At 55.1% G+C, this 12,946-nt stretch carries 11 protein-coding genes; 7 read left to right on the forward strand and 4 right to left on the reverse strand.

Going from position 1 to position 12,946, the window contains the following annotated elements; all coding sequences use genetic code 11:
• The first annotated feature begins 22 nt into the window (after positions 1 to 22).
• The gene (locus tag ELY38_RS12345; protein WP_127062590.1) at positions 23 to 1,093 is read left to right on the forward strand and encodes an asparaginase; all 1,071 of its coding nucleotides are present in this window, start codon (positions 23 to 25) and stop codon (positions 1,091 to 1,093) included.
• A 68-nt stretch (positions 1,094 to 1,161) separates the two neighbouring features.
• Positions 1,162 to 1,401: a DUF2789 domain-containing protein gene (locus ELY38_RS12350; RefSeq protein WP_127062856.1), complete on the forward strand. Its 240-nt coding sequence runs from the start codon at positions 1,162 to 1,164 to the stop codon at positions 1,399 to 1,401.
• A gap of 9 nt (positions 1,402 to 1,410) precedes the next feature.
• On the opposite strand, the gene ELY38_RS12355 is transcribed toward ELY38_RS12350, so the two are convergent.
• Both ELY38_RS12355 and ELY38_RS12360 read right to left on the reverse strand, forming a co-directional pair.
• A complete protein-coding gene (locus ELY38_RS12355) occupies positions 1,411 to 2,079 on the reverse strand; it encodes a VTT domain-containing protein (RefSeq protein ID WP_127062591.1) in 669 nt (222 codons plus the stop codon).
• Positions 2,072 to 2,488, reverse strand: coding sequence for an SRPBCC family protein (locus tag ELY38_RS12360; protein WP_127062592.1), 417 nt, complete (start codon positions 2,486 to 2,488; stop codon positions 2,072 to 2,074). Before ELY38_RS12360 ends, ELY38_RS12355 begins: the two co-directional genes overlap by 8 nt.
• 195 nt (positions 2,489 to 2,683) lie before the next feature.
• Between ELY38_RS12360 and queC the strand changes: the two genes are divergently transcribed.
• Genes queC through ELY38_RS12380 form a run of 4 tightly spaced genes read left to right on the forward strand, consistent with a single transcriptional unit; the run spans position 2,684 to position 5,152 of the window.
• Positions 2,684 to 3,394, forward strand: a complete 711-nt coding sequence (gene queC, locus ELY38_RS12365; protein ID WP_127062593.1) for a 7-cyano-7-deazaguanine synthase QueC — start codon at positions 2,684 to 2,686, stop codon at positions 3,392 to 3,394.
• The gene (gene queE / locus ELY38_RS12370) at positions 3,394 to 4,038 is read left to right on the forward strand and encodes a 7-carboxy-7-deazaguanine synthase (protein ID WP_127062594.1); all 645 of its coding nucleotides are present in this window, start codon (positions 3,394 to 3,396) and stop codon (positions 4,036 to 4,038) included. The genes queC and queE overlap by 1 nt, the downstream gene beginning before the upstream one ends.
• On the forward strand, positions 4,038 to 4,871 hold the full coding sequence (locus tag ELY38_RS12375) for a 6-pyruvoyl trahydropterin synthase family protein (RefSeq protein WP_127062595.1): 834 nt from the start codon (positions 4,038 to 4,040) through the stop codon (positions 4,869 to 4,871). Before queE ends, ELY38_RS12375 begins: the two co-directional genes overlap by 1 nt.
• Positions 4,868 to 5,152, forward strand: coding sequence for a YkgJ family cysteine cluster protein (locus tag ELY38_RS12380; protein WP_127062596.1), 285 nt, complete (start codon positions 4,868 to 4,870; stop codon positions 5,150 to 5,152). Before ELY38_RS12375 ends, ELY38_RS12380 begins: the two co-directional genes overlap by 4 nt.
• A 13-nt stretch (positions 5,153 to 5,165) precedes the next feature.
• Here ELY38_RS12380 and ELY38_RS12385 read toward each other — a convergent pair whose 3' ends face one another.
• Together ELY38_RS12385 and ELY38_RS12390 are read right to left on the reverse strand one after the other, a co-directional pair.
• On the reverse strand, positions 5,166 to 9,065 hold the full coding sequence (locus ELY38_RS12385) for an ATP-binding protein (protein ID WP_127062597.1): 3,900 nt from the start codon (positions 9,063 to 9,065) through the stop codon (positions 5,166 to 5,168).
• Positions 9,066 to 9,095: 30 nt separating this feature from the next.
• Positions 9,096 to 9,752 carry a MiaE family protein gene (locus ELY38_RS12390; protein ID WP_127062598.1) on the reverse strand — a complete coding sequence of 219 codons (657 nt, stop codon included), beginning with the start codon at positions 9,750 to 9,752 and terminating at the stop codon, positions 9,096 to 9,098.
• A 541-nt stretch (positions 9,753 to 10,293) separates the two neighbouring features.
• On the opposite strand from ELY38_RS12390, the gene acnB reads away from it, so the two are divergent.
• The gene (gene acnB / locus ELY38_RS12395; protein WP_127062599.1) at positions 10,294 to 12,897 is read left to right on the forward strand and encodes a bifunctional aconitate hydratase 2/2-methylisocitrate dehydratase; all 2,604 of its coding nucleotides are present in this window, start codon (positions 10,294 to 10,296) and stop codon (positions 12,895 to 12,897) included.
• Positions 12,898 to 12,946: the final 49 nt, after the last annotated feature.

A 12,946-nucleotide genomic window follows, 5' to 3' on the forward strand; every position in this document is an offset into this window, starting at 1 on the left:
AGGTGCGTTAGGAAAATATGCGATGAGTACATTCTCACCTTTAGCCAACCCTACCTCTAGGCATGAACGCCTGCTGGTTATTTATACCGGCGGCACGATTGGTATGCAGCAAGCAACCAGCGGGCTGGCGCCAGGCGGGAATTTTGCACAACGCATGGCGGCTGCCTTGGGTCAACTACCCGTTGACCAGCAGCAGTCGCTGCCCGCCTATGATGTTATCAGCTATACCTCCCTGATTGACTCCAGCGCGGCCACTCCGCTTAACTGGCAACAACTGGCCCGCGATATTGCCACCCGCTTAACCGACTATCGGGGCTTTGTGGTCATCCATGGCACCGATACGCTAAGCTGGACGGCATCAAGCCTTGCCTATCAGCTACAGGGCCTGGACCGGCCGGTTGTATTAACCGGCGCCATGCTGCCACTGGAAGCGCCTGGCAGTGATGGTCTGGACAATCTTCATGGCGCGTTACGGTTTGCCGCTCAGACCGGGCTTCAAGAAGTCACCATTTATTTTGCCAATCGATTGATGCGCGGCGTGCGCTCGATAAAGCAGCACAGTGAAGCATTAGCGGCGTTTGCCACGCCCGGCTACCCGTTATTGGGCGAACGCGTAGGTAATGACTTCGTCTATTACCCAAGCCAGGGTTTGGGTATTCAGCAGCGCGGAGCACCGCGCTTTGAATTGCCCGATTACCAGGGCATATATCAAGGCCAAGTGGTTCGCATCGCACTTTGGCCGGGTATGGCCGCATGGCAACTGGCCGCATGGCTAGGCGATTCTCGCGTTAAAGGCGCTGTATTACAGCTTTGGGGGGCAGGCAACCTGCCGGACGATCCTGCCCTGCTGCATGTACTTGCCGAAGCAAGCGGTGAAGGAAAGCTGTTGGCAGCCATAAGCCTCTGCCCCGAAGGCAGTATTCACATGGGCGCCTATGCGGCCGGACAAGGGTTAGCTGACACCGGAGTTCTTTCAGGCGATGCCATGACACCAGAAGCCGCTTACACCAAGCTGGTGCATCTTCTGGCCCAGCCAGCTGGGCTGGACATACAGCGGCAGCGTTTTCTAACAGCCCTGGTGGGCGAACGCTAGACACTTTGGCGAAATCTATAATCTACGCTATGGTTAACAACGATAACCAATTGATGGAGCGTATTTTTATGGAAAAACCAGTACATTTTTTCAGTGATCTTTTTGAGCAGCTGGGCCTGCCATCCGATTCAGATTCGATTGAACAGTTCATCAAGCGTCACCGTCCGCTGCCGGAAGATATGGCCCTTGCAGAGGCCCCCTGCTGGAATGAAGGTCAAGCTGAATTCTTACGCGAAGCGATTGAAGAAGACGCTGACTGGGCGGAGCTGGTTGACCATCTGGATGTAGCTATGCATCAAGATAATTAAGCCCCGGTTTTAGCTTTTTTTGGGCGTCGCCTCAGAGCGGCGCTTGAACCAGGCCCCCAGCAGCAGAAGTAGGGTTAGCGCTACGAGCGGCAATAGCACTTCAACCTGCAGCGCATCCTCCTCTTCAATGGCTTCAAGCGCCCCGTATATCGCACTGCTATAGACACCCCATTTGATTGATAGCCCCAGCGCCGCCGCCAATAAAAATATCGCTAGAGATATGCGGCTCAACCCCGCTGCAAAATTGATCACTGCGTGGGGGAAACCTGGCAAGACACGAAATGCACACTGAGTTAGCAGGTCACTTCTCGCTTGAAGCGTTTGCATCACGCGAAGGGTTAAGCCTTTCGGCTTCCATCTTGCGCCGGTACGCGCTGCCAGCTGATATCCCCCGAACGCACCGGCCACACTGCCAAGCGTTAACAGGAGAGTGGCCATTAGCGGCGGATAAAAGGGGGCTATTAGCCATAAACCAATACTACCGGGTAAACCGATCGTTACAGTAAGCGCCATCACCAGCACAACCCCAGCAATAACCGCCGGATGATAGGTGAACTGAGACACCCGTTGCTTGATAGCCATTAAATCCGGGGAATGCCATTGCCATAAAAAAACCAGCAAGGCGATACAGGCAATACTTCCCAACCACTTCCAAAAGCGAAGTGAACGATTACTCATTCAGTCGCGCCTTAACACGCTCAAGAATCTGTCGGCTGACTTTACCAACTAGCGGCTTTGCGGCTTTATTGACGGCTTTTTCCATTAACCGATTACGAATTTCATAGCTGAGGGTCAGCGAGACTTCGGTGCCCTCTGGCACTTCACGCAATACATAGCGCCCTTGGTTTTTGACGCCATCCAGTGATTCCCAGGCGAGCACATGAGGTGGCTGGATTTCGGTGACCGCTACCTCAAACGTCCAGTCCATTCCCACGGCGCGCACGTTCCAGCGATAACGATCGTTACCCAATGAATCAATAGAGCGTATTAGATCCGAGTAATCGGCAAAATCTTCTACTCGGCGCAACAGTTCAAACACGCGTTCAGGCGGTGCATTGACGATTTCAGTGTGTTCTATGATGGCCATGATTCCCTCTAAGCGCTCAAAACTATGAGCTTAGCATGTAGCACCGGCTAAATATCAAACGAGAAACAGCAATCCATAGGACTACGGCTGGTCAGATGCGTTCTCATTGCGTAAACTTCCGCCCTCCCGGACCGGACCCCGGCATTTTGTGCAGCACTCGCGCACAAAAAATTCTCCGATTAAAGAGTATCGAGCATGTCTAACACTTCTTCTACCCTTCCCGTATCACCGACGACGGTTGTCATCTACTCAGGCGGTATGGATTCTTACACAGTGCTTCACCGTGCCATTCGTGAAGGCTTAAATGTACATGCCCTGTCCTTCAATTACGGTCAGCGCCATGCTCGCGAACTAGATGTCGCCACGCAGGTTTGCAAGCAACTAGCGATACCTCATCAGGTCGTCGATATCCGTGCCATTCACGGCTTGATTGATAACTCAGCGCTCACCGACCCTGAAAAAGTCATGCCTAGCGACGACTACGCAGATGACAATTTGCGTTCAACCGTTGTGCCCAATCGCAATATGATTCTGCTATCGCTGGCAATCGCCAAGGCCGTCAATATCGGTGCAGGCCGGGTAGATTATGGCGCCCACGGCGGTGACCATGTGCTTTATCCTGACTGCCGGCCTGAGTTTGTCGAGGCCATGAACCAGGTCGCAGGCATCGCCAATTTCGAGCCCGTAACGCTGCACGCGCCCTATCTGAAAGCCACCAAGGCGGAAATTCTGCGCGATGGCCTGTCAATGGGGCTTGATTACAGACACACCTGGACCTGCTATGAAGGGCGCGAGCTTGCCTGTGGCACGTGCAGCAGTTGCCGCGAGCGCCTGGATGCCTTTGCCGCCAACAATACCAGCGACCCGCTCGCCTATGCTTCTCACACCGGCCAGGCAGATTACTGATGTATCATGTTAAAGAAGCGTTTTACACACTACAGGGCGAAGGTGCCCAAGCCGGACGCGCCAGTGTTTTTTGCCGCTTCAGCGGCTGCAACCTGTGGTCGGGGCGTGAAGCAGATCGTGCCCAGGCAAAATGTACCTTCTGTGATACGGATTTTATCGGCACCGACGGGATTAACGGCGGCCGCTTCACTAGTGCCGCTGAACTCGCCGCTCACATTCATGCGCTTTGGCCGCAAGGCGCTGAAAAAGCCGTACCTTATGTTGTCTTTACTGGCGGAGAGCCGCTGCTGCAGCTGGATAGCCATTTGATTGCCACGTTGCATGATCTTGGGTATGAAGTGGCAGTTGAGACCAACGGCACCCTGCTCCCCCCTCCGGGCATTGATTGGCTATGCGTCAGCCCCAAGGGTCGCAACCCTCTGGCGATAACCCGCGGTAATGAGTTAAAGCTTGTATACCCGCAGGTAGATGCGCCTCCTGAGCAGTTTGCTGACCTTGCGTTTGACCACTTCTTTTTACAGCCCATGGATGTGAGCCCGCTGGCGCTGCAAACCGATACCATTGTCCAGGCAACTGACTACTGCATGGCCAATCCGCAATGGCGCCTTTCACTTCAAATGCATAAAATTGCAGGGTTTAACTAATGGCTTTATTTGTGAATCAGTTAACCCATATCGACGTTTCTTTATGGTGTGTAGAACGCGGCCTGGTTGGCTGTAGCTGGCAGGTCGACGCGCATTTAGAAGGCGAACTGGGTGAAGACGGCATGTTATTCGATTTTGGCGAAGTCAAGCCATGGATCAAACGCACCCTGGATAGTGGCCTTGATCATACGCTTTTGGTACCCACTCAAGCGCCAAACATCAGTGTTACTGAATGCGCCGAGGGTGTGTGCGTTCGTACAACGTCGCCTTATCCCATGGAAGTGCGTGGTCCAGCCGAAGCATTCAGCCTGCTCCCTTGGAGGACCATCACGCTTGAACAAGTAGCTGAGTACTTAAGCGCCGAGTTGACTGACCAGCGGCCTGCCAATGTCGACCGCGTGACGCTCACCTTGAGCGATGAAGTCATCGAGGGCGCGGCCTATGGTTATACTCACGGCTTGAAACGCCACCTGGGCAACTGTCAGCGTATTGCCCATGGGCACCGCTCGCGTTTAGCGATATGGCAGTCTGGCGAACGTCAACCGGCGCTGGAAAAACACTGGGCAAGCTGGCTGGATAATCGCTACCTACTTGAGCAGGCAGATATTGCCGCTCAGGGTAACGAAGTGCTTACCTGTCGCTACCAAGCTGCTCAAGGCAACTTCACGATCACCTTACCGACCAGCCGTTGCGCCGTATTACCAGGCCCCACCACAGTTGAAAATATCGCTCTATGGCTGGCTCGCGGCATCGCCAATGAAAGCGGCCAGGTAACCCGCGTACAGGCATTTGAAGGTATCAACAAGGGAGCATTTGCAGAATTTGCACCATGAATGAGCCCACGATCATCATCAAGCAAGCGGAAGGCTGCCGGGCGGGTTGCGGGGCCTGCTGTATAGCGCCATCCATCAGTTCCGCGATACCCGGCATGCCGAACGGCAAGCCTGCCGGGGTTCGCTGTATTCAGCTGGATGAGCACAATCTGTGCAGGCTTTTTGGTGATTCAAGACGGCCTGCGGTTTGCGGTAATTTTCACTTTGATATCAGCGTTTGTGGCGAGCACCGCGATCAGGCGCTCGCCACGCTAAGCTATCTTGAAGCGGAAACAGGCTAGAGTTGCTATAACACTAGCCATCCACTCCAACCGGCTGGGCCAGGCGACGGTCCAGCAGACTCACCCAACGCACCAATACCGGCGCATCGCTATGGCTGACGTCACCCAACAAATGCCGAAACGCATCCTTTGCCTGAAGGTCGCCCGGCTCAATATGGGTAAGCCAAAGCTCCAACGCCGCCAGTTCATGATGACGATTACCCTGCTCGCGCGTCTGGTCAATCGCCATCTTCGCAAGCGCCCTAACCTCACTGGCCGGATGACCAAGCTGGTGGCGGACCTTGGCCAGTAGCGTGGCAAGCTCAGGCAAGAAGAGCGTGGTCCTTTCTTGGGCAATAATCAGGTACTGATCAAGATAATCTTCCGCTGCCTCAAGTTCCCCAAGCGCCATGCAGGCATCGACATACCACAGTGAAGGCCGCTGATAGCGATCACATCCTTTTAATTCAGCCATTTGTTCCAGGCTTTCGCGTATCTGGACAAGCCCATTGGGGTCTCCTGCCAAGGCGCGCTGCCAGCCTATTACCCCTTGGGCAGATACCTGCCATAGTTGCAGATCAGGGGTGCCACTGATGGCGATTGCCCGCTCAGCCTGCCGAGCCGCCAGATGAATATGACCCAACTGGCGATAAAGCGCCGCTGCAAACATAAACGCCATTGCCAAGGTACCGGGATGGCCAATTTTTTCAGCAAGGCGTAGCGCTGCCGATACCTGGCGCTCTGCGCGCTGGTAGTCGCCACGCAAACAGAGCGCCCACCCTTGAAAGCAGGCGGCTGTGACCTGGGGATGATCCGAAAATGGCAGCCACTCAATCATCATCTGCGCGTTTAGCGGATCAATTTCATCCAGGTGATCGTGGGCCTGCTGGATACGTCCTGCCCAGTATTCGCACTGGGCGCGGGCATAGTCAGCCAGTCGCCGATAGCGAGGGTCTTCCAGGCGCTCGGCAATATCGGCAAGGGTCGAGGCCAGCGCAAAGGCATCGGCATGGGCATAGCGCTGGCTACGCCCTACCCATAGCCCCCACTTGACCAGAAACACCTGTTCCAGCTCTTCCGGGTCGTCCAGGTTATCGCTACCCGACTCACGTAACAGCTCCCGAGCACGAACAAAACTTTCATGGGCGGTGGGCGAACCATGCCCTTCAAGGGCAAAGGCGGCCTGCCCGCGTACCGTCAGCAGGCTGACTTCGCGCTCTATTTCATGTTCAACATGGCGCAAGCTGGCAAGCCCGGCATCCGCCATGCGTAGCGCGGTACGATTGGCGCTCACCTTAAGCGCCTCACGTGCAGACAGCTCGAAATAACGCGCCCCTCGGGCATAATGGCCACTTCTGCGCAGGTGCATGGCAAAGTCGCCAGGGTGGCGGCTGATCCACACCGGGAAACGCTCTTCGATCAGTGTTACCACCTGCTGGTGCAACTTGACGCGGACATCCCGTGGACAGGAGAGGTAGGCCGCTTCCTGAAGAAGCTGATGGATAAACTGATATTCCTGCTCGCCAGCCTCTTTACTGACGGGCTCAATAATCTCAAGCTGACGCATATGCTCGATAGCCTGCGCAAGCCTGACAGGTTCCCAACCGCTGCATTCGAGCAGAAAATCCAGTCGAAAGCGCTTGCCCAGCACGGCCGCCACATGGGCAATTACTCGGTCAGCTTCCAACTGATCGATACGGCTGGCCAACAAGCCGAGCAACCCTTTGGGCAGCTCATTGAACTGGACGCTACGCCCTTCACGGCGGTCCATATCCAGACGCCGGCAGATCTCCTGCATATATAGAGGCACACCATCGCAACGCTCGATAATCTGATTGCGCAGCCTGGGACTCAAATGGATACGATAGCGGCGCGACAGCTGGGAAAGCAGGCGTGATGACTGCTGGACGTCCAGCCTGTCCAGATTTATTTGCTGATCCCAATGGAGCTTTACGGGCAGCGGTTCACGGCCGTGGTGGCTAGCAATCAGCATGAAGGCGGTATTAATGGGCAAGCGCGCCTGAAGCCCGGACAGCACCTTGAAGGAGGGCTCATCAATCCACTGTAAATCGTCAATCATCAGCGCCAGCGTGCGCTCTTTGGTTTGATGATCAATTAACCGATGCAGCAGTTGAACAACTAGCTCAACGGCTTCACCGTTCTGCGCAAGCTGGGTGATTTCCTGAACATCGCGAACGCCGAGCGCTTCTTCCAGCAAATGCTGGCGCCCCTGCTCCAGCGGTTTTTGTTCAAGCGTTGCCTGAAGGATATGTAGACTCTCAAGCGTGGGCGGGGCATCGAGATACCAGGCCACCAAATTGCGCGCAATACCATAAGGCTCAAGCACGGATAAGCGCGTGGTCGGCTGCCAGCAAATGACGGCATCACGGCTTAGCTCAAGCTGACGAAACCCGACCATTAGCGCCGACTTGCCCATTCCCGACGCGCCCCGTACCAGCACGCTCTGACGAAGCCCGATACCTGCGCGGGCCAACGCATCACGTAATGTACGCAGTGAGGTTTCGCGGCCCACCAGACTGGGTGGCAACGCATCTCGGCCACCTTCATTATGGCCCAGCACCAGGGCGCGCAGGCGCACGCGCCCATCACTTGCCACCAACCGGGACACCAGGCGCGGCTGCAGGTCGAGCGCAGGCGGCATGTGCTGGCTGGCCTCTTGGGAAATTACCAGCTCGCTGCCTTCTGCCGCACTCATCAGCTCAAGCGCTACTTGGGTGACCTGGCCAAGCGGATCTGCCAATTGGCGCTCTGCCAGATATACCACCCGACCACTGTTCAGGCCGGCCGCCAGTTCAAAAATGGGAGGCTCGCCCTCACCTTCCCAGTGGCGCGTCGACTCCTGGGGTAGCGCCTGCTGGCAGTGCTCGTAAAGGGCAACAAGCTCTGCCAGCTGGTGAGCAGGCCCGTGGGTACCAAAGCAGGCAAGACCCAGGCCGCCCGTGGCACCTGGTAGCCAAAATCCGCCCAGGTGATGACACTGCTGCTCCAACCACCGCAACAGTTCAAGCTGCAGCGACAAGCAGTGGCGTGTGGCGGCCCGCTCCTGCCAGTCGCCCTTGAGGCGTAGTCGAATCGCCATGACAGACAGCTGGCGAAGCTCAATCTCTTCATCGCGCAGTGGCTTGCTGTCGGCGGCCAGTACACGTGAAAAAGCCCCTTGGGGGCTCATCGCCCGCGGGTCGTGGGAACCATCGGACCAGTAGCTGGCCAGTTGTAAAAAGCTGGGCTCAGGCTGCTGCCCTGAAAGCGCCAGTAACTGCAAATAACCGTTGTACTGCTCGTGTGCTGCCGCTATCTGATTTTGCTCGGCAAGCTGGCGCACCAGCCGCTCGTGAAAAGGCGCGTAGCCTGAGAAACGGCTTACCAGTCCCTCCAGCATCGCATCAGACACATCATCGTGAGTTTCCAATACCTGTTCGGCAAAGCGGATCACGCGCTGGCGCCATTCGTTACGCACCTGTACCAGCCAGCGCTGAAACTCGCTGCAGCTAGCCAACTGAAGCTCCTCAACCAGATCCCCTTGATAGCAGGCTAATACCGCCTCAAGGGTGGTGAGATCCCTTGGTCCTTCGAGCAGTTGCTGCAACTCGTGCAAATCGACCTGCCAGGTAGGCGGAAGCTGAAAGGCGATCGTCTGGCGCGAAACATTCAGTACCTGATCGGCACTGACACCCAGGGAGTGACGTAAGCAGTGCAATGCATGGCGCAAGTTGGTTCTGCCTGATGAAAGACCCTGATCGGGCCACAGCAGCTCGGCCAATGCCGCACGATTAACCGGCTGGCGATGAAGTAGCAGGTACACCAGCAGCGCTTTGACCTTGTCATAGCTAAAGTGGGTCAGCACATCATCGCCCTGAGAGAGGGAAAAATGGCCAAAGAGGATTAGCTGATCAGACTCACGAGCATCACGCATGATACATATCCTGCCTAGGCTAGCGGCATATTAAGCAGGCACACCGCTATGGAAACGAAAAGCCGTATCGGGTGAGGTTATCAGCTCTGCTTCACGGGCCACAAAAAAAGCGATTCTTTCATCGATTGAATCCTTGGTTTGCTGACGCGCAAGCAGTAGATAGTCTTCAAAATGACGCCCTTCAGACTTCACTAACGTGCGATAAAACTTGGCAAGTTCCTCATCCAGATAAGGAATCAATCGCGCAAAGCGCTCACAGCTGCGCGCTTCAATCAAGCCACCAATGATAAGTACGTCAATCAAGCGCTCAGGATCATTGCTACGCAAATGACGCCGCAAACCCTCGGCATAGCGCGAAGCTGTCAAATGGCGATAGGCAACGCCCCGTTTTTCCATCAGTCCGACAACCTGCTCAAAGTGGAGCAGTTCTTCGCGCGCAAGTTGTGACATCTTGCTAAGCAAAAGCGGCTGATCTACATAACGATAAAGCAGGCTCATGGCCGTTGATGCGGCCTTCTTTTCACACTGCGCATGGTCAATCAACAGAATTTCAGGATTATCCATTGCCCAACGAAGCCAATTTTCTGGCGTTTCGCAGGCCAGAAACGCGTTTAAACTCTCTGGCAGTAGGTCATCAGCCTTAAGCCCATGACCCGCCATTTTCAGTTCAGCTAATGGTATAGACATAACATTCTTCCGAGCGCTTATCCCACTATTGTACATATCCAAGCGCCACTGGCGCTCTACCTATCCTTCCAGGCATACCGATCAACCAGGACGTGTGATCCAACGGCTACAACTCATGTTGCCTCTGTTTACATAGTGCAGCGCTAATAGGGGAAAATAAACCGAGCTTGTAATTAAGCCCACGTATTTTTCTAAAGTGGACGTTATAAACCTCAGCCTATAGTAACGCGATGTAACATTTATCACACCTATAGTCCTGCAGGTACAGGCTGCTTACTGTCAGAAGTGTTTAAAACAGTCCTTATTAAATCACTAATAAAATCAGTGAAAAGCCGTCCTCTTCACTGCGTCTTTTTCCCCCTCAGCATAAAGTACAAGCTTGGGCTTACGCCTTCTTCTTAACATTGTCGACAGTTTCCCGTAGAATCCGTGCCATCCAACCAGACGCTGTTTGTCAAGCGTATGTCACGTGGCCGAGCGCACGCTCCAACACCGTGAAAATGTGTGTTCGCCACCATAAAGCAGATGAGAGGGCCCCAACGTGCTTGAAGCATATCGCCAACATGTCGAGGAACGCGCCGCTGAAGGCGTACCAGCCAAGCCTTTAACCGCCGAGCAAGTTGCCGCCTTGATTGAGCTGCTAAAAAACCCACCGGCCGGTGAAGAAGAGTTCGTTCTTGATCTGATTACCAACCGGGTTCCGCCGGGTGTTGATGAAGCCGCTTATGTTAAAGCAGGCTTTCTTACCGCCATCGCCAAGGGCGAAGCCACTTCACCGCTTATCGACAAGATTCATGCGGTCAAGCTTTTAGGCACCATGCAGGGCGGTTATAACATCGTCTCCATGGTAGAGCTTCTGGATAACGAAGAGCTTGCCCGTGAAGCTGGCGAGCAGCTCAAGCATACCCTGCTGATGTTTGACGCTTTCCACGATGTTGAGGAGCGCGCCAAGAATGGCAACAGCGTTGCCAAAGACGTTATTCAATCCTGGGCTGAAGCGGAATGGTTCCTCTCCAAGCCAGCCTTGGAAGAAAAAATCACCCTGACCGTCTTTAAGGTCCCAGGGGAAACCAACACGGATGATCTCTCACCTGCACCTGATGCCTGGTCACGTCCAGACATCCCGCTGCATGCCAACGCGATGCTCAAAAACGAGCGCGACGGGATTTTGCCTGAAGTACCTGGCACCACCGGCCCTCTCAAGCAGATCGAAGAAGTTAAAGCCAAGGGCTTCCCGGTTGCCTACGTAGGCGACGTAGTAGGCACAGGCTCTTCGCGCAAATCAGCCACCAACTCGGTACTGTGGTTCTTTGGCGACGATATGCCGTTTGTACCAAACAAGCGCGCGGGCGGTTTCTGCTTTGGTGGCAAGATTGCCCCCATTTTCTTCAACACCATGGAAGACTCCGGCGCCCTGCCTGTTGAAATGGACGTTTCCAAGCTGGAAATGGGCGATGTTATCGACATCTACCCCTATGAAGGCAAGGTGTGCAAGCACGGCTCTGACGAAGTGCTGACGACGTTTGAGCTCAAGACACAGCTGATTCTGGATGAAGTACGTGCTGGCGGCCGTATCCCCCTGATCATTGGCCGTGGCCTGACCGGAAAGGCGCGCGAATCTCTGGGCCTTGAGCCTTCTGACGTATTCCGTCTTCCTGACCAGCCCAAAGACACGGGCAAAGGCTTTACCCTGGCACAGAAGATGGTCGGCAAGGCCTGTGGCATGGACGGCGTTCGTCCGGGCATGTACTGCGAGCCCAAGATGACCACCGTTGGTTCTCAAGACACTACCGGGCCGATGACCCGCGACGAGCTCAAAGACCTAGCCTGCCTGGGCTTCCAGGCGGACCTGGTCATGCAGTCGTTCTGCCATACCGCCGCCTATCCGAAGCCGGTTGACGTGGATACTCACCATACGCTACCTGACTTCATCATGAACCGCGGTGGTGTATCGCTGCGTCCTGGCGACGGTATCATCCACAGCTGGCTGAACCGTATGCTGCTGCCTGACACGGTAGGTACCGGTGGCGATTCACACACCCGCTTCCCGCTGGGCATCTCGTTCCCGGCGGGCTCTGGCCTGGTGGCCTTTGCCGCTGCCACGGGCGTCATGCCGCTGGATATGCCGGAGTCCGTTCTGGTTCGCTTTAAAGGTAAGCGTCAGCCTGGCGTTACCTTACGCGACTTGGTTCACGCCATCCCGCTTTACGGTATCAAGCAAGGCCTATTGACCGTAGACAAGGCCAACAAGAAGAATGCTTTCTCTGGCCGGGTACTGGAAATCGAAGGTCTTGAAGAATTGACCGTTGAGCAGGCGTTCGAGCTTTCCGATGCCTCCGCCGAGCGCTCTGCCGCGGGCTGCACCATTACGCTGTCTGAAGAGAGCGTAACTGAGTACCTAAAGTCCAACATCACGCTGCTGAAGTGGATGATTGCCAACGGCTACGGTGATGAGCGGACTATCAGTCGTCGTATCGAAGGCATGGAAGCATGGCTTGCCAACCCGAGCCTGATGCGTGCCGATGCCGATGCCGAATACGCCGAAGTGATCGAAATCGATCTGTCCGAGATCAAAGAGCCTGTACTTTGCGCACCTAACGATCCGGATGATGCGCGTCTGCTATCTGATGTGGCTGGCGAGAAGATTGACGAAGTGTTTATCGGCTCGTGCATGACCAACATTGGTCACTTCCGTGCAGCGGGTAAACTTCTTGAAAAGCAGCCTGCAGGCAGCTTGAAAACTCGCCTGTGGCTGGCACCGCCGACCAAAATGGATCAGCACCAATTGACCGAAGAAGGTTACTACGGCATCTATGGCCGTGCCGGTGCCCGTATGGAAATGCCGGGATGTTCACTGTGTATGGGTAACCAGGCGCGCGTTGCTGCAAAAAGCACCGTTGTGTCCACGTCTACACGTAACTTCCCGAACCGCTTGGGTGATGGTGCCAACGTGTACCTCGCCTCAGCGGAACTAGCCGCCGTTGCGGCAGTTGAAGGTCGCCTGCCAAGCGTCGAAGAGTATCAGCGTTATATGAGTGAATTTGACGCCATGGCTGGAGAGATCTATCGTTATATGAACTTCCACGAAATTGAGGAGTATCAGAAGATTGCCTCAAACGTGATTCCGGTTGCTCAAGAAGCGTAACCACCCCATCGCCGATGCTCGCACCATCGCAGAAGAGATGAACGTTCAT

Source organism: Vreelandella nanhaiensis (assembly GCF_003990185.1).
GTDB lineage: Bacteria > Pseudomonadota > Gammaproteobacteria > Pseudomonadales > Halomonadaceae > Vreelandella > Vreelandella nanhaiensis.